This window comes from Geobacillus jurassicus NBRC 107829 (assembly GCF_001544315.1).
In the GTDB taxonomy this organism is placed as follows: Bacteria; Bacillota; Bacilli; order Bacillales; family Anoxybacillaceae; genus Geobacillus; species Geobacillus jurassicus.
The window spans coordinates 44320-64252 of record NZ_BCQG01000002.1; the positions used below are offsets into that span (position 1 = coordinate 44320).

A 19933-nucleotide genomic window follows, 5' to 3' on the forward strand; every position below is an offset into this window, starting at 1 on the left:
CTCCCCTGACCAACACGAATTCCTTTTACACTTACTAATCGTTGAACAATTCTCCCTTAAACGCCCGTTGCATGAGGGAGTTGAAGTTTTTTTCTAACTCAACTAATCCTTTTTTAAAAAGTTCTCTTTGAGATTCTATTTTTTGTACAATCTCAGCAAATTGATCTTGGAGTTGTTTAGGAGGTATATATATTTTTATTGATTTTAGTTCCTCAGCATTGATATTTGCCATCCCTACGATATTTTTAGCCATTGAAAATAAAATACTTTTTCCGTACTTCGAGTTTAAGTACGCAGATATAAACTCGGCATTGGCTTTTTCATTTGGAATTAACTTCACTAAATATCCTGCAAAGGCCATTGGTTTTTCGAAGCGATACACAGCTGTTTTTCCTACTAGTTCTTTACTATTTGTTCTATTAAATAAAAGCTCTCCTTTATGAACCAGATATTTTTCAACTTCCTTATCATCTAAATCAACGTATTTAAGATCTGTGAGATCCCAATGTCCTTCATACGTAATATTGTTCATTCTCAATATAGGATATTTCCCTGTATCCTCGCTTGCTTTTTTGCTTGTACCATATTGTGTTTTTAGAGCTAAATCCTTTATAAAACCCATTGGCCATTTCTTAGGATTAGTAGCTGGATCCCCAAACATCTCTAAAAACACACTTTGCGTTAACTGGTCTAACGCTTCAATTTGAGCTTTTCGTTTGTCGATGAGTTCTTGGGCTTTTTCAAGTACTTTTACAATTTTATTTTGCTTTTCAATATTCGGTAACGGAATTTTAGCGTCAGTTAAGTAATTTAATTTAATGTATTTTATAACCCCACCTATTGACATTTGTCTTAATTTTGACACGTACAACTGCATAAAGTAATAAAGGTACTTTACATTTAAAATATTTTTATCAATCGACTCTATAATATAAGTTCTTTGGTAAGCATCAAATTTACCATTGTAATATTTAACGTTTAAATCACCATTACCAGCAACTAAAACGCATTCACAGTCATAAGAATAAGTATCAATTTTTAATGTTTCTCTCGAGCAAGTAAAAAATGGATACTTACCTTCCGGATTGCTAGCATTTGCATCTAATTTTCCTGTCCTAATATTAACAAGTGAACCTAGGGATACTTTTCTCACTTTATTAAGTCCTCCAGTTCTCCTAAACCTTTCAATATATCATTTTCTAATTCTTTTATTCTTTTAATTATTACACTAGGCGCTTCATACTCCATTTCTTCATACTCAATCTCTTTATACTTGTTAATCGAAAGGTCATAGTCGTTCTCCCGAATCTCCTCGACCGGCACGAAGAACGACTGCTCTGTGCGCTTCCGGTCTTTTTCCGCTTCACGGTTGTGGAAGCGGGCAATGATGTCCGGGATGTCGTTTTCCTCAATCGGCGTGCGCTTGTCGTCCAATGAATAGCCATCGGCTTTCATGTCATAAAACCATACTTGATCCGTTCCACCGACGCCGGTTTTCGTGAAAATCATAATCGCCGTCGATACGCCCGCGTATGGTTTAAAGACGCCGCTTGGCATGGAAATAATGGCTTCGAGCTTATGATTTTCCACGATTTCTTTGCGGATGTCTTTATGCGCCTTCGAGCTGCCGAACAACACCCCGTCGGGCACGATGCAGGCGCAGCGTCCGCCCGTTTTTAAGATGCGCAGAAATAAGGCCAAGAATAAAAGTTCTGTCTTCTTTGTTTTAACGACTCTTAACAAGTCGCTGGAAACGGCTTCGTAATCCAACGAGCCTTTAAACGGCGGATTGGCGAGGACAAGGGTGTATTTGTCCTTGTCTTTGTTTTGTTCCGACAGCGAGTCGCGGTATTCGATATTCGGGTTTTCGATGCCGTGGAGCATCATGTTCATCGCGCCAATCCGCAGCATCGTCCGGTCCATGTCAAAGCCGTAGAACATGTGGTTGTTAAAATGTTCTTTCAAACTTTGCACGAAAAACAAGTCGTTGCGGTGCTTGCGCAAATATTCGCCCGCCGCCACCAAAAACCCCGCCGACCCCGCCGCCGGGTCGACGATGATGTCTTCCGGCGTCGGTTTCATCAGTTCGACCATCATTTGGATGATATGGCGCGGCGTGCGGAATTGGCCGTTCGTGCCCGCCGTGGCGATTTTCGATAACAAATACTCGTACAAATCGCCTTTTGTATCGCGGTCTTTCATCGGGATGCGGTCGATGCCGTCAACGATTTTGACGAGCATTTGCGGCGTCGGGATCATGAAAATGGCGTCGCCCATATATTTCGCATAGGCCGATTCCCGATTGCCGTGCAAATTTTTGATAAACGGAAACACTTCGTTGGACACGACGTCGTACATATGGGCGGCTTCAAAATGTTTGAATTTGCTCCAGCGCAAGTGCTGCTTATCGGGAGGAAAAATGCGTTCCGATTCAATGCCGAGCAGCACGTCCTCCTGCTCGCGCTGCGTTTCGACTTCATCCAATCCTTTGATGAACAATAAGTACGTAAACTGTTCAATGACCGTCAGCGGGTTCGTAATGCCGCCTGTCCAAAACGTTTCCCATATTTTATCGACTTTATGGCGCAATTCGCCTGTGAGCATGTCTCTATGTACCTCCTTGTTATTTCCAATCTCCATTATATACGGTTTTCGGCACAAAAGGGGAAGAAAAATAAGTTTTATACCTGCTGATGCTCGGGAAGACGGAAGGTGGCTTTCGTCGTGGAACGGAGAAACTCCCACTTCGCTTTGCTTGAGTGGGAGTCGTTCACCATAACCGTTCGAGGAACGCTTGCAAGTGGTGTGGATTCTCAATCGCTTTGGCGATGTTGATGGCGCCATTCAAGTCAGCGTGAGATGGCGGGCATCATTTCACCTCCTCCCTTTTATCTTGCAAACAGGAGAGAGGGAATATCGATCTAACTAACAAATGCTATATAAGTTGCAATAAAGAATTTCTGATTGTTCGTTTCTGTTTTACCTCCATACAAGTCGACTTTGATATAACGTGGCGAGTGATCGGCTGGATGGAAAATAAACTTTCAACTTATACGATCACTCAAAAAATCGTAATTTACAATATTCACTGTAAACTCTTTCAAAGTCATCAGGATGCAATGTGCCACGTTTATTAGTCTCATCAAATATAAATAATGGAAATACCCTGAATTTTTCGCATCTTACCCATGATTTTTTCGTTAACCCCGCTTCCTGATAATACTGAATCTCAATTCGATATTGATCATGTATGGTGGGAGGAGCTTTAGGTCCTTTCGATGTTATTTTGATTGCAACAGCAATATTGTGTTCTATCTCCACAATAAGAACCGGGCGAAACAAAAGAACCGGGCGAAATTTTCCGCCCGGTCGATCTTCGAAACCGAAATAAACATCATAAATATCTCCAGGCTTTACGTTCATTATGATCCCTCATCAACCTTCAAACCATTCCAAATCATCTGGATCATTAGGATTCAACAGAACCCGACCTTCGTCATCTGTTTGAAATACTTTTACTTTGCCGCTTTCAATCAATGATTGAAGACTTGTTTTTTTGATTTCTGTTGCTGGAGTCATGTCGTCACGCTCCTTTTTCATGTTCCCGCCACCTAATCAAGAAATGTAGGTGGTACCAGTATATCCATAGGGAAAACCATTTAGAAAGATGGATTTTGGACAAACTCTACACTTTCTTAACTCTTGGAAAAGGGAAGACAGTAAACAAACATATATCCACAATGATTCAAAAACGAGTTTATTTTGTGTTTACAATCTCAACCGAACCTTCGCCACGCACTCGACGTGCGCCGTGTGCGGAAACATATCCACTGGCTGGACTTCGATCGTTTCGTAGCCGCTGTCTTCTAAGATGCGCAAGTCGCGGGCGAGCGTCGCCGGGTTGCACGAGACGTAGACGACGCGCGGCGGTTTCATGGCGATGATCGTCTTAAGAAGCGAATCATCGCAGCCTTTGCGCGGCGGGTCAACGACCAAGCAGTCGGCGCAGATGCCTTCTTCATACCAGCGCGGGATGACATCTTCGGCGGCGCCGACTTCGAAGGTGACGTTTCTGATGCCATTCAGCTCGGCGTTGCGTTTGGCGTCTTCGATCGCTTCGGGGATGATTTCGACACCGTAGACATGCTTGGCGTTTCCCGCTAAAAAGAGCGAGATCGTGCCGATGCCGCAGTAGGCGTCGATCACTGTCTCCGTGCCGGTCAGCTCCGCGTATTCGAGCGCTTTGTCGTACAGCACTTTCGTCTGCTCGGGGTTGACTTGGTAAAACGAGCGGGCCGAGATGGCGAATTGGATGTCGCCGATGCGGTCGGTGATGAACTCGCTCCCCCATAGCACACGCGTTTTGGCGCCGAAAATGACGTTCGTCCGCTCGGGGTTGATGTTTTGCACGATCGATTTGACGTTCGGGATGTCGCGGACGATGTCACGGACGACGTCTTGTTCGTGCGGCAAATGCTCGGTGCGGGTGACGAGGACGACCATCACCTCGCCTGTCGCCGCGCCGTAGCGGGCGACAATATGGCGGAGAACGCCTTTGTGCGTGGTTTCGTCGTACGGGGGAATGCCATAGCGCTCGGCGATGCGCTTCACCGTCTGGACGACGACATCGTTAGCCTCTTGCTGGATGAGACAAGCGTCCATGTCGATGATTTCATGGCTCCGCTCTTTGTAAAACCCGGCGACCAAGCCGCCTTCGCGCTCGCCGACAGGCACTTGCGCTTTGTTTCGGTAGCGCCATGGGTTCTTCATCCCGATGACGGGGTGGACGGTGACGCCGTCCAGCTTGCCGATGCGGGTGAGCACTTCTTTCACTTGCTTTTCTTTCGCCTTCAGCTGGCCCTCGTAGCTTAAGTGCTGCAGCTGGCAGCCGCCGCACTGGCGATAGACGGAGCACGGCGGCTCGACGCGGTCCGAGCTCGGTTCGTACAGCTCAATGAGGCGGCCGTACCCGTAGCCTTTTTTCACTTTGATCGCTTTCACCTTCGCCCGCTCGCCAGGAAGCGCGTTTTTTACAAACAACGGAAAGCCGTCGACTTTCGCCACGCCGAGGCCGTCGTGGGTCAAATCGGTGAAAATGACGTCATAATACTCATTTTTGGCGACTGGTGGCTGCTGCTTCGTCATGTCGTTCCCCTTTCTGCCGTTCATCTGTATATGTAGCGTGCCCTTTATGGGGAAAAGGCATAAGAAAAGAACAGGCTCATTGCCCTGTTCTCACTTGTTCCGCCTTTTCTTTTGGCATCAATACTTCAATATGGCGGCGCAAATTGACAAACTCCCCTGGAAGCATGCCGCCGAATTCTCCGTCTAAGTTCAGCTGCATCGGCGAGCGCACTTTCACCCGGTTCGCTTTCGTATAAATAATGTGCGGATCGTTGATATGCTCGCCGCGCGCAGCCAGCGTGACCAGACGGATAAACTCGGCCAAGTTCGTTTTCTTGACAATGATAAAATCAAACAGGCCGTCATTGAGCGACGAGTCGGGCGCGAGCTTTTCAAAGCCGCCGACCGAGTTCGTGAGCGACACTAAAAACATCATAATCTCGCCTTCAAACTGCTTGCCGTCGTACTCAATGTGCGCTTCGGTCGCTTTAATTGACGGAAGCATTTCGATCCCCTTCAAGTAATAGGCGAGCTGCCCGAGCATCGTCTTCAGCTTGCTCGGCACTTCGTAGGTGAGCTCGGTCAGGCGCCCGCCGCCCGCGATGTTGATGAAATAGCGCGTTTTGCCTTCGTTCGTCACACAGCCGATGTCAATCGGGACGGGCTCGCCTGTGGCGATCACTTCGCACGCCCCTTCGATCGAGCGCGGCACGCCGATGGCGCGGGCGAAATCGTTCGTCGTTCCGACGGGGATGACGCCCAATGTCGGCCGATGCGGCTGATCGGCGATGCCGTTGACGACTTCATTGATCGTTCCGTCGCCGCCCGCGGCGACAACGAGGTCAAATTCCCGCTCCACGGCCTGGCGCGCCGCTTTCGTCGCATCGCCCGGCCCTTCGGTGGCGTGGCATGACGTTTCATAGCCCGCTTTTTCCAACCGAACGAGCACATCGGGCAAATGGCGCTTAAACAACTCGCGACCCGATGTCGGGTTGTAAATAATTCGAGCTCGTTTCATCATTCTCAACCTACTTCCTTTTTTCCATTCCACCCGTTCCCATCATAGCGAAACAATGCTTGATGCGCAACTCCGACGAATGTCGTGAACAAGGCGGCGAGAAAAAGCGCCCTTCGTTTGAAACAAGGGCGCTATGGCAGAATCGGCGTCATTGTGTTGTCTTCGCCTCTTGGGGCGATTCTGGCGCGCCGGGCGGCTGGGCATAGGCGGGTGCGCTCCCTTGGGCGATGCTCTCAAGCAGCTGCTTCACATCGATGCCCGTCGACGCTTTCAACGTCTCCTGCAAGCTCGCCATTAAGTTCGTCGCATAGCCTGTGACGCGGTTGGCGCCGCCGTTTGCGCCCGACCCTGTATCGACGATCGTCAGCTTCTCGATGTTCGAAAGCGGGCTCGCCACTTGTTTCGCGTATTCCGGAAGCATCTTGATGATCATGTCGAGCACGGCCGCCTGGCCGTAGCGCTCGAACGCTTCGGCGATCTTTTGTTTCGCTTCCGCTTCGGCGAGACCTTTCAGGCGGATGATTTCCGCTTCGGCTTCCCCTTTTGCTTTCTCGGCCTCGGCTTTCGCCAGCCCGTCGAGGCGGACGCGCTCCGCTTCCGCTTTGGCGAGCGTTTCGACGCGGTACTTTTGCGCATCGGCTTCGGCGATTTGTTTCGCCTTCTCCGCCGCCGCTTTTTGTTCGATCGCGTAGCGCTCGGCGTCGGCTTTTTTCTTCACTTCCGAGTCGTACTGGCGCTCGCGGCGCAAAATTTCTTTTTCTTCGAGCTCGATTTGTTTTTGCCGCTCGATGATTTTGATCTGCATTTGTTGGGCCATGACTTCTTGTTTCGCCTTCGCTTCTTCCAAATGATACGCCTGGTCGGCGCGCGCTTTGGCGATGTCTTGTTCGCGGCGGAACTCGGCGAGCTTCAGTTGGTTGATTTTCTCCGCCTCGGCGATTTCCGTCAGCCGCTCGAGCTCCGCTTTGCGCGCTTCTTTATCCGCTTCGGCGCGCTTGATGCGCGTCTCTTTTTCCGCCTCGGCTGTCGCGATGTCGGCATCGCGCTTCACTTGGGCGATGCGCGGCTTCCCGAGCGCATCAAGATAGCCGTTTTTGTCGCGCACGTCTTTGATCGTGAACGAGACGATCACAAGCCCCATTTTCGCCAAGTCTTGTGACGCGACTCGTTGCACTTCTTGCGAAAACTTGTCGCGGTTTTTGTAAATTTCCTCCACTGTCATCGACCCGAGAATGGAGCGGAGATGGCCTTCGAGCACTTCTTTCGCTTCATTTTCCATGTCTTGGCGCGTTTTTCCTAAAAACTGTTCGGCTGCAGTCGCGATTTCGCCGATTGAGCTGCCGACTTTAATGATCGCCACCCCGTCTGCCATCACGGGCACGCCTTGTTCGGTGTACACCTCGGGCGTTTGCACATCCAATTTGATCGACAATAGGCTCAACGGCTCGGCCTGTTGGAAAATCGGCACGACGAACGTGCCGCCGCCGCGGACGATTTTGATTTTGTTTCCCGATTCATCGACATGAACGTTTTTGCTTCCTAAGTAGCTGCCTGTCACAATGAGCGCCTCGTCCGGCCCGACGGTGCGGTAGCGGGCGATGAAAATGGCAATGAGTCCGACAAGAAGCAGGACGACGACGCCAATGACAATCAACCATGGCGCAACCATGACAGTTCCCCTTTCTTTGTTTTAGATGGAAAGATGATACGGATCGTGCCTCGCTACCACAGCGACGCCGTTTTCCATTTGCACAATGACGACTTCTTCCCCCGCGGCGATCTCCTCACGATGGAGGCTTTTGGCCGCTTTGGCCACCGCCCCGCTTTTGCGGGAGATGAGAATTTCTCCAAATCCATCGGGCGGCACTGGAACAATTACTTTTGCAAGCGACCCTTCCAAGTCGGCATCCGTATACCCGAGGGACGCCTCAGCCGAACGGAGCGGCAAGAAAACGAAAAAGTGCAAAAGCAATACGACGACAAGCGCCGTGCCGACGCCAAGCAGAGCGATCCACCGTGACGGCCAAGAGGTGTACATTTCTGCCAACAATCCGACCGCGCTCGCAACAATGAAAAACGATAAGACGAGCTGCGGGCTGAACAGCGGATGATCGGGCAGATCGAACAGGCCGTCAAGCACGTCGCTGAAGAAAAAATACAACACCGTCAGCAACGCACTGACCACCAGCACCCACCCGTATACGACTTCAGGCTGATGACCGAACCACATCCCCCTCCCCTCCTTTCGCCTTTACCTATTGATACGGGCGAGGCAACGGTTGGTTTCATCATTTTTCCATCATCATCAAAATTCGACAACATTCCTGCTATTTCCTGTCTCTGAACAAAAAAACGTCTGTGAAAAGCTGGGGCTAGGCAGGATTTTGCCTTGCATGGATCGAATAAAACAAATGGGAATTCAAAAATAAACAGGGAGGGAGACCATGTCAGAAACGCGCATTGACCATGATCGCCTGTTTAAAGAGTTGCTGAGCACCTTTTTTGAAGAATTTGTCCTCCTCTTCTTTCCTCACGTACACGAACAGGTTGACTTTCACCACCTTTCCTTTTTATCAGAAGAGGTGATGACTGATGTCACCGCGGGTGAAAAATATCGAGTCGATTTATTGGTCGAGACGAAGCTGAGAGGAGAAGATGGACTGATCGTCGTCCACATCGAACATCAAAGCTACATCCAATCCTCGTTTTCAGAACGAATGTTCATTTATTTCAGCCGCTTATTTCAAAAACACCGCCGCCGTATTCTTCCGATCGCGATCTTCAGCTATGATGCCATCCGCGATGAACCATCTTCATTCACCGTTGCGTTTCCGTTTTTGACCGTTCTCGATTTCCGTTTTTTGACCATAGAATTGCGCAAACTCCCATGGCGCGAGTACATCTGCCATGACAACCCGGTCGCTGCCGCCCTGTTAAGCAAAATGGGGTATAATGAAGAGGAGAGGGTGGAAGTGAAAAAAGAATTTTTGCGCATGCTCGCCCGCCTCGAGCTCGATGAGGCGAGACAGCGTCTGTTGTTCGGCTTTTTCGAAACATATTTGCGGTTATCGGAGGAAGAAGAAATCCGACTGCGAAATGAGGTGAATACAATGGAGGAGAAGGAGGCTGCCAAAGTCATGGAACTCATCGTTTCATACGAGCAGAAAGGCATGGAAAAAGGAATAGAGAAAGGGATGGAGAAAGCAAAGCTGGATGTTGCGAAACGAATGTTGGCAAAAGGATTTGATGCTGACACGATCCATGAACTGACCGGGCTGCCGCTGGAAACGATTGAACAATTGAAGCAATGAGAAGACAAAACCCTTCTCCCTGAATCATTCGAATTGCCGCCCCCATTTCTCCAAACCTTCGGGACATCTTCAGGGAGAAGGCCTTTTTATCGTTCTTCGCTCTACTCCTCGGAAATCCCCAGCCGCTCCAGCTCCCGCCCAAGCCGCCCCGCAAGCATGAGCCTGTACATGCGAAAATCGGCCCGAAGCGACCAAAGCGGATGGCCGAAGGTGGCGGGCTTGTTTCCTTCGATGAAAAAGTGGCTGAACCAGGCGAGCGCATAGGCGGCGATTGGCGCCCCGAGCAGCCACCATGCGTTCCTCGTGACGATCGTGATGATCACAAACAAAAACACGAAGCTCGTTCCGACAAAATGCCAGCGCCTTGTCGCCCGTTTGCGGTGCTGAGTCAAGTAAAACGGCCAAAACTCTTCATAATCGCGAAACTCCATCTCCCTTTCCCCCTTTTACTTCCCCCCGATGCGGCGCGCCGCCCGCGAATGCCGCGAACGAGCAGCACCCAGTACCCGATCATGTACAGAAACAGCGCAAGCGACAGCCACGCCCACCATTGCCCTTCGATGAGGGATTGTTGCCAGTAGGCGAACTCATCAACGTCGACTCTGGCGATCGTGTGGAAGTTGTTGAGAAAAAACAACGGCACGGCAAGCACGGCCGCCAACGAATACGGGCGGCGAATCGTTCCCACCATGAGCGCCGCCACGCCGGCGATGAACGTGGCGATGCCTATAGCCCAGTATACAATCGACATCCATAACGGCATGCTCGGTCCCATCGTCATCCCCCTACTCCTATTGTATTTCATCCATCACGTGAAATGTCTGCAAGTTGTGCTTCTGCTTCGGCACGGCAAACTTGGCAGCGAGTTGGCCTGTACGAAGATGGAAAATGTTCATTTCTCCGGCATCGTCGGCCTTGTCTCCTTCCTGCGGCTCAAACAATGCATACACATAGTCGCCGTGAAACCGCGCTTCCCAGTATACCGACGGCAGCTCATGCTTCTCCATCACCTTAAACTGATCGTTCAGCGCAAGCCATCCCGACTTTCCTCTCTGGACATAGCTTACCCACAGCGTGTCTCCCTTCACGTAAAGCTGATCGAACTGCGTCTCCTCTCGCCCCATGTCCCAATATATCACTCGCCATGAATGCGGATCCACGATGGTGAGGCGAGGTTTCGTGGCGATGACAAGGTGGTCGTGAAAGACCGCCATGGAGCGCGCGAAGGACGTAAGCAACGAAATTTCCTTCACTACGGAACCGCGCTGATCCAGCACATACAATACACCTTGCTCCTTTTCCATCACATCAGCAAACACATAGAAATGCGGCTCTGCGCGCAAAACTTGAAGAACGTAAGGAGGGAACCGCTTCGAAAACAGCAATTTTCCCCCTTTCCGGACTTCTAGTTTATGGGTGTTGACATCTTGATTCAGCGATCGAATCTCCCACTCACCCTCCAGCGAGGCAAACGAAAGAGGGCTGGAGACCGCTTCTTGATCGACCAATGTCCATGTGTCTCGATTCAGTCGATAGACATGCCGTCCCGCATAATCTGACCACAACAACAGTTCCTTCGTCGATGAACCATGCGAAAGCTGGGACACCCCCACAGCTTGCAGCGTCACCACGTTGCGCACGTGCGGTCCATCCGTCTCCACGATATACGAATCTCGCGCAAACGGGTGAGAATACAAAAAGAAGATGCGTCCGGGCGGTTCGTTCGCTGAGCGACCCTCAGACGGCTCATACGCCCGCACCGAGGAAACGACGGAATCATCCAAGCTCTGCACCCCATACACGATGACAGGCGCGGCGGCCGCCAGCACCACCCATATCCATCTTTGCCGCTTCCACCAAGCCTGCCCTTCCTTTTGGCCTCCTATGCGCTGGACAAGCCATCCCCAATACCAGACGATGAAAAGAAACAGCACAAGCGACAGCCATGCCCACCATTGCCCTTCCATGAGGGATTGCTGCCAGTAAGCGAACGGATCGACGCCGACCCTGGCGATGGTATGAAAATTGTTCAGAAAAAAGAGCAGCACCGCAAGCACCACAGCGAGCGAATACAAGCGGCGGACCGTTCCTTTCACCAGCATCGCCACACCGACAATCAATGTGGCAATGCACATAATGTAGTACAACATGGACATCCATAGCGGCGCACTCGGGCCCATTTCAAATCCCCTTTCATCCGTAATGATGGCCATATTCGATGAGAACCAAAAGAGTTCCTTCCTGTTAGAACGATGTTCCCTTCCTCCGTGAGGGAGCGGTTACTCAAACTCCCCACGCCCCTTGCTTACAACGTCAAAACCCGCAAATCCGCGCGTTTCCTTCAGCCGAGGGGATGGGTGGATAAAATATAGAAGGGCATAACCATTATATGGATGATATGCCCTTCTACACGTTCATAGGAATATATCCCATAAATTCTTTTAGTTGCTGCTGGCATAGGTAATGGTCTCGGGGTCTTGATCCAAGTCGGACGGGGTTACAATAATGCCTCCATCGTCATCTAGGTCAAATCCTCGATTCTCCCACGCTTTCCACACGAGCAACGAGCAATACCATTTTGATGATTGATTTTTGGTTGCCGTTAGACTATACGGCTCGCCGATTTGCGCTCTAGCATACGATTGAGCTGATGTATAATCCTCTCCCATTGCCCCTTTCACCCAAAGGGCTTTCCATGTTTTAAAACGTATTTTCCAATTGTTAACGTAGTAGCGCACGCCATCTCCTGGCCAAGCCTCAATGATATAGTCACCGTCCCACCGGACGATAGCAGCATGTCCGTGATTCCATCCAGAACTTTCGCTATCATAGGTGATCAAGATATCCCCTTTTGTCCCCAATGCACCGCTTGAAGAAAGCGTTGATATTCCTTGAACCCGTTGCTGGCTGACAACTTGATTATATTTGTCAGGAGCGTTTTTTCTCATCCATTCTATTTCTTTCTTCACTGCTTCTTGATCAACAGGTTCATTGATTAAATTTACGATTTCTTGCCGCTCTTCTCGTTGTTTCTTTTCCATCTCTTGTTCGATTTGGATCTTCGCCTTATTCACTTGCGCATCTCCCCGAGCGTACGCCATCGGAACTCCTGAGGTGCCAATGAGGCCTAAAGCTACAATCGAAGAAAGCAGGAAAGACTTCTTCATAAAATACAAATACCTCCTTTAATTTTATATTTTTACAATTAAAATTTTATTAGAAATTAAAAAAAAAGAGTCTTCATTACCATTTAAAACATATTAATATATTCGCAAAAATAAAAAAATATCTAACATTTATCCATCTACACTTAGATATAGAGAGACGTCGGAGCATCCATCCTGCGGTTCGGTTGCGTTGTGGTGACAGCCAACAAAGGCATTCGGGGGAACATCATTTCCAACAGCGTTATAGTTTTGGCCGCGGGCCAACTCGCATGGTGGGCACATGTATTCTGCGGGCTCTTACAAGAAGAGGATTGTTGACGATACAGATCCGCGTTTCTATCCTTCACCTTGCGCAAGCACTTCACAAAAAAATCGCCTCTTCCCCACTGATTCGCTGGGAAAGAGGCGATGTCTTCTACGACTGGCTGCTGTCTCTCGCTTTTAAGGTGACGGACACGGTCGTCTCAAATCCATCGCGGTAGACGGTCATTTTAATGCGATCCCCGACCGATGTTTTCGTGTACAAATATTTGCGCAACGCGCTGACGCTGTCGATTTTCTCACCGTTGATCGCTGTGATGACGTCCTTTGATTTGAGACCGGCTTCCGCGGCTGGGGAGAACGGTTCGACGGACGTGATAGCCGCCCCGCTTGTGATGTTCGACGGCAACTTCAATTCATTTGTGCGGACGTCATCGGACAAATCCGCCACATCAACGAGCTGGACGCCGAGGTACGGACGTTTGATTTTCCCATCTTTCATCAGCTGCTCGACGATCGGTTTGACGTTTTCGCTCGGAATGGCAAAGCCGAGTCCTTCCACGCCTGTTTCGGCGATTTTCATGCTGTTGATGCCGATCACTTGGCCCGCGCTGTTGATGAGCGCGCCGCCGCTGTTGCCTGGGTTAATGGCGGCGTCGGTTTGGATGACGTCGATTTCCCAATCGCCTGCTGACGTCGAGACGGGCATCGTCCGTTTGCCGCTGACGATCCCTTCGGTGACCGTCCGCGACAGATCCAAGCCGAGCGGGTTGCCGATCGCCGCGACAGGCTCGCCGATTTTCACCTTCGACGAGTCGCCGAAGCTCGCCACTTTCGTCACGCCTTCAGCGGGGATTTTCAAGACGGCAAGGTCAGTGAGTGCATCCGCGCCGACGATCTCGGCTTTCACTTTTTTCCCGTTCGCGAGCGCCACTTCGACTTTGTTCGCGCCTTCAATGACATGGTTGTTCGTTACAATGTAGGCGGCATTGCCGTCTTTTTTGAAAATCACGCCTGAGCCCGTCCCCGCTTCCGTATCTTGCGCTTGCTCCGAGAAAAAGTCGACTTGCTTTTGAATGTTGACAACGCCAACCACCGCATCCGCCACGTTGTTAATGGCGGCGATCATGTTCGTGTTGACGTTCGCCGTCGGCTGCAGCGGCAGCGCCTCGCTTTTCGCCGCCGCTTCGGTTGCGGCGTTTTCGGAATTGGCTTCGCTGTGAATCCATTTCGGCGCCACATACCACGTCGCCGCGCTCCCGATCACCGCCCCCGCGACGGAAGCGGCGAGCCACGACATGAAACGGCCGCGTCGTTTCGGCTGCGGCGTTGGAGTTGGTTCAAACGGCATCATGTCCATGGTTCATCTCCTCCTTCATGATCCCTAATCGGATATGCGGCATCTTTGAGCGAATGGCCGCCAAGCAGTGAAAAGGCGGGGAAAACACCACCGTGCTGCCTGCGTCCATCGGCCTCGCATAAAGAGAAGACCAGCGGCGTCGCTTCTTCCGGTTGTTCCGATGCATCATTCCATCCCTTCCTCCATGGGTTAGGTCGTCTCCGACGCTGGCGTCATCCGCTTCTGCTTCCGCTTCCGCCCCGCTGCGAGCGTGCGGATCGGCAAGAAAATCCCCGTCGCGGTCAAGACGATCATCGCCACCGCCGCGACATCAACCGCCCAACGGATGTCGAGCGAGCCGAGGCGCCCTTCGTGCAACTGGCGGACGAACATCATGAGCGACGATCCTCCTCCCTCAGCGCGCGGCGCCATCGGGGCCGTGGACGCTCCTGCCCCCGTTCCGAACGACGACATTCCCTCCTGCACGGCGCGATGCATCTCGCCGCGCTCTGTCTGGCCGATGAGCCACGGCTCCGATAGAAGGAGCCCCGTCACCGCCTCGACCAGCAAAAAGATTGAACTGATGAGCCCAATCCAAAGATGCAAATTCCGCATTTTTCTCATCGTCGTTTTCCTCCTTTACCTCTTCGTCCATCATGATAGCCAAGGAAAGTGAAAAAATGGTGAAAATCCGCACTCCTCCGCACAAAGAAACGCGCCGCGTTTTCACCGTTTTTTCACGAATGATTTGGTATGATAAGAAGGAAGAAAGGCGGAACGGGAGGAGTGACAATGAAAATTTTGCTTGCCGAGGACGATCTTCACCTTGGGGAGCTGATCGTTCATTTATTGAAAAAGAAAGGCATCGACCATATCGATTGGGTGCAGGAAGGGGAAGACGCGTACGACTACGCCATGGCGGAGTTTTACGATGTCGTCGTGCTCGATTGGATGCTTCCGAACGGCGATGGGGTGGACATTTGCCGCCGCCTGCGGCAAAACGGCTATACAGGCGCGATTTTGATGCTGACGGCGAAAGACGCCGTCCACGACCGCGTCACAGGGCTTGAGGCGGGGGCAGACGATTACTTGGTCAAGCCGTTTGAAATCGACGAGCTCGTCGCGCGGCTCAAAGCGCTCGCCCGGCGGACGTTCGTCCCGCTTCAAGAGGAAAAAGTGGCGTTTCACGGCTTCACGTTGAACCGGACCAGCCATACGCTCCACCGCGGCGACGAAGAGATTTTCCTCACCCCGCGCGAGTTCCAGCTCCTGGACTTGCTCGTGCAAAACCAAGGGCAAGTCGTGCCGCGCGAGACGATGTTGGACCGCGTCTGGGGGTGGGACGCCGATGTGTCGATGAAAACGATCGATGCGACGATCAAGCTGTTGCGCAAGAAATTGAAAGACGACGTCATCCAAACCGTTCGAGGAGTGGGGTATAAAATTGAAAAATAACTGGAGCGAATGGCGCGGCTGGCTGCGCCGCTTAGGAAGCGCCGACTTGTTCCGCCGCGCCCATTGGCGGCTGACGGCGCTCTATAGCGGCATTTTCACCTTGTTTCTCGCCTTGTTTGTCATGATCGCCGCCGCGTTGTTTTATTGGATCGCCACATCTGACCAAGAGCGGCGCATCAGCCGCCTCGCCGAGCAAGAGGCGAATACGATCGAACAAGTGATGCTCAAGCAAAGCAGCTTCGACTTGTTTGATGAGGAAAATGTCATTTTGTTAAGCGAAGACCAGCTCTTTTTCTACGTCATCAGCCCGGACGGGGGCTTGCTGGCGGGGGATGAAGTCCACCCACGCCTGCGCCCGTACTTTTTAAACGCCTTATCCCATCTCAAGGCAAATGAGCGCACCCCCGTCTACATAAACGTCTCTTTGCCGGAACATATGCCCGGCCTCGCGCGCGAGGCGGCCCGCGACTGGCGCGTGCTCGCCGCCGCCCGCCCGCTCGTCATTCACGGCGATTTCGCGGGCGTGCTGTATATCGGCATGGACGTCACGTCGTTTTTCGGCGTGTTCCATTGGCTGCTCATTGTCCTCATCGGCTTGGCCGTTTTGTTTCTTGCCGTCGGCGTCGCGCTCAGCTTCTTCATGTCCAAGCGCGCGCTTCTTCCGATTGAAGAGGCGTACGAGCGGCAGCGCCAGTTTGTCGCCGACGCGTCGCATGAGCTGCGGACGCCCTTGAGCGTCGTTTTCTCATCCGTCGAGGCGCTGGCGCTCGAGGAAGACGTGACGAAAAACGACTTCGCCCGCCGCCTGCTCGACCGTCTGCGCGAGGAGCTGAAGCGGATCACGAAACTGATGAACGACTTGTTGACGCTCGCCCGCGCCGATGCAAAACATGCGGCGCTGGAGCTTTCAAAACAAACGTTCGATTTCCGCCCGCACGCCGAGCGCACGTTCCAGCTGATGTCGGAATTCGCGGCGAAAAAGCAGATCGCGATGCATTTTCACGCTCCCGAGCCAGCGATCGTCACCGCCGATCCGGACAAATTGACGCAGCTGTTGTACATTTTGCTTGACAACGCGATCAAATACACCCCAGAAGGCGGCGAGGTGACGCTGTCGATCCGCACCGAACCGAAGCAGCTTGTCCTTTCCGTCAAAGACACGGGCATCGGCATCCCCCCGGAAGACATCGGCCGCATTTTCGACCGCTTTTACCGCGTCGACAAAGCGCGCTCGCGCCAACAAGGCGGCCACGGCCTCGGGCTGTCGATCGCCAAATGGATCGTCGACGCCCACGGCGGCGCGATCCACGTCCACAGCCAACTCGGGCAAGGGACGGAGTTTCTCGTCCGTTTGCCTGCTTAGATGTTAGGGCGCGCTTGCCATTGGCAGGCGGCAAGGCGCTCGGGCTCTCCTCTTAATCGAGTAGAAGGGAGCGGCTCACCATACGACGTATAGCTCGCGTTCATTCCCGCCCAGTGAATGATGGGGATGACATCCATCATTAAGCATCCCCAATCCCCCTCCAAAAAAGGGGGATTGGGGATTTATATCCGCCCCTGATTCTACCGCACCTCTCCTTTGTGAGCTGGTGTTCAACCAATCCGTCGTGTTAAGCATTGCCTACTCCTTGAGCAAACTTTTCAATTCCGTTTCATACTTTGAAGGAACGCCCCCGCATTTTCCTGTTTTTTTATCGAAGATCATTGTATGATTTTTCTTAAACCAAATGTTGTAATTGAATAGCCTGTCCTTCGTTTTTGGATGTTCGAGCCAAAAACGATAGTCAGGTTGATGTCCATCGACTTAGGCCGTTTTTGACCATTCCACCAAATTCAAAATTTCTATTGTTCTATTTATTTTTCTTTTATCTCGAATTTCATGAATATCAGAAAAATCCCCGACTCTGCTTGTTACTCGAATGACTTCTGTTTCCTTGCGATTGAAATCTATTTTTGTGGATGTTTGAAAGAAAATAACTGCTCCGCATATGCATAAAAGAAGAATAGACAGCAAACCATAACGTTTCCTCATAGGGAATTCACCTCGCACGTACAAAGTTGGCATTGCCCAAACCATTCTTCGTATTCTTGAGTAAGGAATCATGTCGTTTCCTTAACCGATGATTCTTGAACGGTGAGACAGTTTCAGCTTTTAAAGAGGCAGGGGCACGTACGGCTATTCATCAGGGTCAGATATTTATTATCGAAAACCGATCAACTTAGGGTTCGTGTATTCACTTTATTAGGCGTTAGAACACGGCGCTCGGACTTTTGAAGGAAAAGGCGCTCTAGGCAGACTGGGGCGCCTTTTGTTTACGACGGCCACATGAGCCACTTTACCGTTTTTTTCCAAAACGAAACGTTGCCCGCTGCTAGGCGATGCCACAAGTGGAGGGCGTTCATCATCAGAAAATAAATCAACGCATTCATAACGGCATTGACATAGGGCATGACTAAGTCGGCAGCATCGCGAATTTCGATGGGAAACAGGCGGATGATGAGGACAGAGACTGCGATGATGAGGAACGAACCGACCAGAGCGCCGCCTAACCGCGCATGCGGATTCCATCGAATTCTCGCCAGGCCGACGATCAACGAGCCGATGGCAAATGCGAGAAACGAGCCGTACGCATAATATCCGACATTAAACGTTGGAAACAAAAAGGAAAACAACAACACCAACAAAGCGCCGCCCACATCAAGCCCATACGACCGAACCACGTCTTTCCTTCCTCCCCCACAATGTCATGCGAAAATCACCGTCCATCTTGCGCGGATCCCCCTAATGGATGATATGCGCAAAATTCCTTCAAAAAACATTCGCTTTTCACCTAATTTTCTCCTTCCCCTTCTACAATACAAACCGTAAGCCAGTCCACCACGGAAAAGGAGGTGACGAGATTGAAGAAAGCTCGAGCGGTTTTTCTGCTCGCCTTTGTCGCTCTCGCGGGGATCAGCCTGTTTCACGTTCTCGCCCCGCATGAAGTGATGGCGCACGGGCGTCCAGGCGCTCCGTTTGACGGCATGCCGGGCGGATTCGGTCATCACCCTCGGGAGTTCATCATGGAGCGGCGCGAAGGCTGGATGATGCCGATGTTGTTCCTAGAGTGGCTCATCCCTCTTTTGCTTGCCGCCGCCGGAGCCGTGTGGCTCGCTGCGGCGCGGTCGAAGCGCTGGATCGGCTGGGTGCTCGTCGCGCTCGGGATTGCGGCGTTGCTGCCAAAATGGGTGTTGATTTTGCTCGCACTGGCCGCTGTGTATGCCTTAGGGCGGCGCCAAGCGCACAAACCATCCGCCGTTGAAGCGTTGATGCCAGCGACGCCATCCGTTTCCACCGATTGGCTCGATGAATGGGAAAAAACGATCCAAAAGGAGGCACAAACAAATGGGCATTTTTCGCCGAATCAAGACGATCGTTCTCGCTGAAGTGAACGAACAAATCGACCGATGGGAAGACCCCGTCGCCATGACGAAACAATATTTGCGCGAACTTGAAGAGCAGCTCGAACGAGGGCGCCAGGCGCTCGCCCAGCAATGGGTCGCCGAGCGGCGCTACGAGACGCTCATCGCCCAAGCGGAGGCGACGATTGAAAAACGGAGCCGCCAAGCGAAACTGGCGCTCGAGCGCAACGAAGAAGCCGTCGCCAAACTCGCTTTGCGCGACAAGTTGCTGTATGAGAAGAAACTTGAAGCGTACAAACAGCACTATGAGGCCATCAAAGCGAAAACGGTGGAAGTCGCCAATCGGCTCAACCAATTGCGCGAGCGGTACGATGAGCTCGCAGCCAAACAGCTGGAGCTCGCCGCCCGCGTCAACGCGGCGCGGGCGTTGAAACAAATCGACACGGCGCTCGCCTCCTTTTCCGCCGACGAGGCGCTGCGTGGGTTCGCCCGCATGGAAGAGCGCGTCATCGCGTTAGAAGCCGAAGCGGCCGCCGCCCGGTTCGGAACGAACGCCGTGTTGTCCCCTGCGCCGTTTGATGAAGAAGTCGAACGCGAACTAGCGAAATGGAAAGACGCCCAAGCCCATAACGCCTAATTGCCCCCTCCCCCCTTTTGACATAGATGACCCCCTTGCCTAGTTGGCAAGGGGGATTCGTTTGTTTACACACCTTTCCGCTCCCTTGAACAGGCAAGCGCATGCGGCCCGCGACAAGCCTGAACGATGCCCGATGCCATGGTCTTGATCCCATTGATAAGCAAAATCGTTTCCTTTGTTTTTCCATCGCGCTAAAATTGTTAGAGAGACGAAAGAATA

21 protein-coding genes are annotated in these 19933 nt (G+C 51.6%); 5 read left to right on the forward strand and 16 right to left on the reverse strand.

Annotated elements, in window-relative coordinates:
- Positions 1-34 precede the first annotated feature (34 nt).
- The 8 genes from GJ1_RS00905 to GJ1_RS00935 all read right to left on the reverse strand — a co-directional run bounded on the left by GJ1_RS00905 (position 35) and on the right by GJ1_RS00935 (position 8372).
- Complete coding sequence (locus tag GJ1_RS00905; protein ID WP_066227209.1) at positions 35-1153, reverse strand: restriction endonuclease subunit S; 1119 nt, start codon at positions 1151-1153, stop codon at positions 35-37.
- Positions 1150-2604 (reverse strand): type I restriction-modification system subunit M, encoded by a 1455-nt coding sequence (locus tag GJ1_RS00910; RefSeq protein ID WP_066227211.1) that lies wholly within the window; start codon positions 2602-2604, stop codon positions 1150-1152. The genes GJ1_RS00905 and GJ1_RS00910 overlap by 4 nt, the downstream gene beginning before the upstream one ends.
- Positions 2605-3057: 453 nt before the next feature.
- Positions 3058-3423: a type II toxin-antitoxin system PemK/MazF family toxin gene (locus GJ1_RS00915; RefSeq protein ID WP_066227213.1), complete on the reverse strand. Its 366-nt coding sequence runs from the start codon at positions 3421-3423 to the stop codon at positions 3058-3060.
- Positions 3424-3435: 12 nt separating this feature from the next.
- The gene (locus GJ1_RS18515) at positions 3436-3600 is read right to left on the reverse strand and encodes a hypothetical protein (RefSeq protein WP_167346070.1); all 165 of its coding nucleotides are present in this window, start codon (positions 3598-3600) and stop codon (positions 3436-3438) included.
- 168 nt (positions 3601-3768) lie between these two features.
- Positions 3769-5145: a 23S rRNA (uracil(1939)-C(5))-methyltransferase RlmD gene (gene rlmD / locus GJ1_RS00920; protein WP_066227216.1), complete on the reverse strand. Its 1377-nt coding sequence runs from the start codon at positions 5143-5145 to the stop codon at positions 3769-3771.
- 76 nt (positions 5146-5221) lie between these two features.
- Positions 5222-6142 (reverse strand): diacylglycerol kinase, encoded by a 921-nt coding sequence (locus GJ1_RS00925; RefSeq protein WP_066227398.1) that lies wholly within the window; start codon positions 6140-6142, stop codon positions 5222-5224.
- Between the two features lie 148 nt (positions 6143-6290).
- Positions 6291-7811 carry a flotillin lipid rafts scaffold protein FloT gene (gene floT, locus GJ1_RS00930; protein ID WP_066227219.1) on the reverse strand — a complete coding sequence of 507 codons (1521 nt, stop codon included), beginning with the start codon at positions 7809-7811 and terminating at the stop codon, positions 6291-6293.
- Positions 7812-7832: 21 nt separating this feature from the next.
- The gene (locus GJ1_RS00935) at positions 7833-8372 is read right to left on the reverse strand and encodes an NfeD family protein (protein WP_066227222.1); all 540 of its coding nucleotides are present in this window, start codon (positions 8370-8372) and stop codon (positions 7833-7835) included.
- Positions 8373-8586: 214 nt separating this feature from the next.
- On the opposite strand from GJ1_RS00935, the gene GJ1_RS00940 reads away from it, so the two are divergent.
- Entirely contained in the window at positions 8587-9453 is an 867-nt protein-coding gene (locus GJ1_RS00940; RefSeq protein ID WP_066227225.1) for an Rpn/YhgA-type helix-turn-helix domain-containing protein, read from the forward strand.
- A gap of 101 nt (positions 9454-9554) precedes the next feature.
- On the opposite strand, the gene GJ1_RS00945 is transcribed toward GJ1_RS00940, so the two are convergent.
- From GJ1_RS00945 to GJ1_RS00970, 6 genes are all read right to left on the reverse strand, one after another.
- Positions 9555-9884: an Mpo1-like protein gene (locus GJ1_RS00945; protein ID WP_066227228.1), complete on the reverse strand. Its 330-nt coding sequence runs from the start codon at positions 9882-9884 to the stop codon at positions 9555-9557.
- Positions 9842-10228 carry a hypothetical protein gene (locus tag GJ1_RS00950; RefSeq protein ID WP_245629314.1) on the reverse strand — a complete coding sequence of 129 codons (387 nt, stop codon included), beginning with the start codon at positions 10226-10228 and terminating at the stop codon, positions 9842-9844. The genes GJ1_RS00945 and GJ1_RS00950 overlap by 43 nt, the downstream gene beginning before the upstream one ends.
- Positions 10229-10244: 16 nt before the next feature.
- Positions 10245-11633: a hypothetical protein gene (locus GJ1_RS00955; protein WP_066227233.1), complete on the reverse strand. Its 1389-nt coding sequence runs from the start codon at positions 11631-11633 to the stop codon at positions 10245-10247.
- Positions 11634-11894: 261 nt separating this feature from the next.
- Positions 11895-12620 carry a YiiX/YebB-like N1pC/P60 family cysteine hydrolase gene (locus tag GJ1_RS00960; RefSeq protein WP_066227236.1) on the reverse strand — a complete coding sequence of 242 codons (726 nt, stop codon included), beginning with the start codon at positions 12618-12620 and terminating at the stop codon, positions 11895-11897.
- Positions 12621-13035: 415 nt separating this feature from the next.
- Positions 13036-14241, reverse strand: coding sequence for a S1C family serine protease (locus tag GJ1_RS00965; RefSeq protein WP_066227240.1), 1206 nt, complete (start codon positions 14239-14241; stop codon positions 13036-13038).
- Between the two features lie 189 nt (positions 14242-14430).
- Complete coding sequence (locus tag GJ1_RS00970; protein WP_066227243.1) at positions 14431-14844, reverse strand: PepSY-associated TM helix domain-containing protein; 414 nt, start codon at positions 14842-14844, stop codon at positions 14431-14433.
- Between the two features lie 168 nt (positions 14845-15012).
- Here GJ1_RS00970 and GJ1_RS00975 point away from each other — a divergent pair, with 168 nt between their 5' ends.
- Both GJ1_RS00975 and GJ1_RS00980 read left to right on the forward strand, forming a co-directional pair.
- Positions 15013-15675 (forward strand): response regulator transcription factor, encoded by a 663-nt coding sequence (locus GJ1_RS00975; protein WP_066227246.1) that lies wholly within the window; start codon positions 15013-15015, stop codon positions 15673-15675.
- Positions 15665-17038, forward strand: coding sequence for a sensor histidine kinase (locus GJ1_RS00980; RefSeq protein ID WP_066227249.1), 1374 nt, complete (start codon positions 15665-15667; stop codon positions 17036-17038). The genes GJ1_RS00975 and GJ1_RS00980 overlap by 11 nt, the downstream gene beginning before the upstream one ends.
- 441 nt (positions 17039-17479) lie before the next feature.
- Here GJ1_RS00980 and GJ1_RS18905 read toward each other — a convergent pair whose 3' ends face one another.
- The gene (locus GJ1_RS18905; protein WP_245629315.1) at positions 17480-17707 is read right to left on the reverse strand and encodes a hypothetical protein; all 228 of its coding nucleotides are present in this window, start codon (positions 17705-17707) and stop codon (positions 17480-17482) included.
- 281 nt (positions 17708-17988) lie between these two features.
- Positions 17989-18396: a hypothetical protein gene (locus GJ1_RS00985; RefSeq protein ID WP_066227252.1), complete on the reverse strand. Its 408-nt coding sequence runs from the start codon at positions 18394-18396 to the stop codon at positions 17989-17991.
- Between the two features lie 180 nt (positions 18397-18576).
- On the opposite strand from GJ1_RS00985, the gene GJ1_RS00990 reads away from it, so the two are divergent.
- Both GJ1_RS00990 and GJ1_RS00995 read left to right on the forward strand, forming a co-directional pair.
- Positions 18577-19101 carry a hypothetical protein gene (locus GJ1_RS00990; RefSeq protein WP_066227255.1) on the forward strand — a complete coding sequence of 175 codons (525 nt, stop codon included), beginning with the start codon at positions 18577-18579 and terminating at the stop codon, positions 19099-19101.
- Entirely contained in the window at positions 19061-19714 is a 654-nt protein-coding gene (locus tag GJ1_RS00995; RefSeq protein WP_066227258.1) for a PspA/IM30 family protein, read from the forward strand. The genes GJ1_RS00990 and GJ1_RS00995 overlap by 41 nt, the downstream gene beginning before the upstream one ends.
- The last annotated feature ends 219 nt before the right edge of the window (positions 19715-19933 follow it).

Excerpts from the sequence above, each read along its gene's own strand:
- GJ1_RS00975 (WP_066227246.1), top strand. The coding sequence starts at position 15,013 with ATGAAAATTTTGCTTGCCGAGGACGATCTTCACCTTGGGGAGCTGATC.
- rlmD (WP_066227216.1), bottom strand. The coding sequence starts at position 5,145 with ATGACGAAGCAGCAGCCACCAGTCGCCAAAAATGAGTATTATGACGTC.
- GJ1_RS00970 (WP_066227243.1), bottom strand. The coding sequence starts at position 14,844 with ATGAGAAAAATGCGGAATTTGCATCTTTGGATTGGGCTCATCAGTTCA.
- GJ1_RS00965 (WP_066227240.1), bottom strand. The coding sequence starts at position 14,241 with ATGGACATGATGCCGTTTGAACCAACTCCAACGCCGCAGCCGAAACGA.
- GJ1_RS00910 (WP_066227211.1), bottom strand. The coding sequence starts at position 2,604 with ATGCTCACAGGCGAATTGCGCCATAAAGTCGATAAAATATGGGAAACG.
- GJ1_RS00960 (WP_066227236.1), bottom strand. The coding sequence starts at position 12,620 with ATGAAGAAGTCTTTCCTGCTTTCTTCGATTGTAGCTTTAGGCCTCATT.
- GJ1_RS00940 (WP_066227225.1), top strand. The coding sequence starts at position 8,587 with ATGTCAGAAACGCGCATTGACCATGATCGCCTGTTTAAAGAGTTGCTG.
- GJ1_RS00995 (WP_066227258.1), top strand. The coding sequence starts at position 19,061 with ATGGGCATTTTTCGCCGAATCAAGACGATCGTTCTCGCTGAAGTGAAC.
- GJ1_RS00935 (WP_066227222.1), bottom strand. The coding sequence starts at position 8,372 with ATGTGGTTCGGTCATCAGCCTGAAGTCGTATACGGGTGGGTGCTGGTG.
- floT (WP_066227219.1), bottom strand. The coding sequence starts at position 7,811 with ATGGTTGCGCCATGGTTGATTGTCATTGGCGTCGTCGTCCTGCTTCTT.
- GJ1_RS18905 (WP_245629315.1), bottom strand. The coding sequence starts at position 17,707 with ATGAGGAAACGTTATGGTTTGCTGTCTATTCTTCTTTTATGCATATGC.
- GJ1_RS00925 (WP_066227398.1), bottom strand. The coding sequence starts at position 6,142 with ATGAAACGAGCTCGAATTATTTACAACCCGACATCGGGTCGCGAGTTG.
- GJ1_RS00915 (WP_066227213.1), bottom strand. The coding sequence starts at position 3,423 with ATGAACGTAAAGCCTGGAGATATTTATGATGTTTATTTCGGTTTCGAA.
- GJ1_RS00950 (WP_245629314.1), bottom strand. The coding sequence starts at position 10,228 with ATGGGACCGAGCATGCCGTTATGGATGTCGATTGTATACTGGGCTATA.
- GJ1_RS00955 (WP_066227233.1), bottom strand. The coding sequence starts at position 11,633 with ATGGGCCCGAGTGCGCCGCTATGGATGTCCATGTTGTACTACATTATG.
- GJ1_RS00945 (WP_066227228.1), bottom strand. The coding sequence starts at position 9,884 with ATGGAGTTTCGCGATTATGAAGAGTTTTGGCCGTTTTACTTGACTCAG.
- GJ1_RS18515 (WP_167346070.1), bottom strand. The coding sequence starts at position 3,600 with ATGAAAAAGGAGCGTGACGACATGACTCCAGCAACAGAAATCAAAAAA.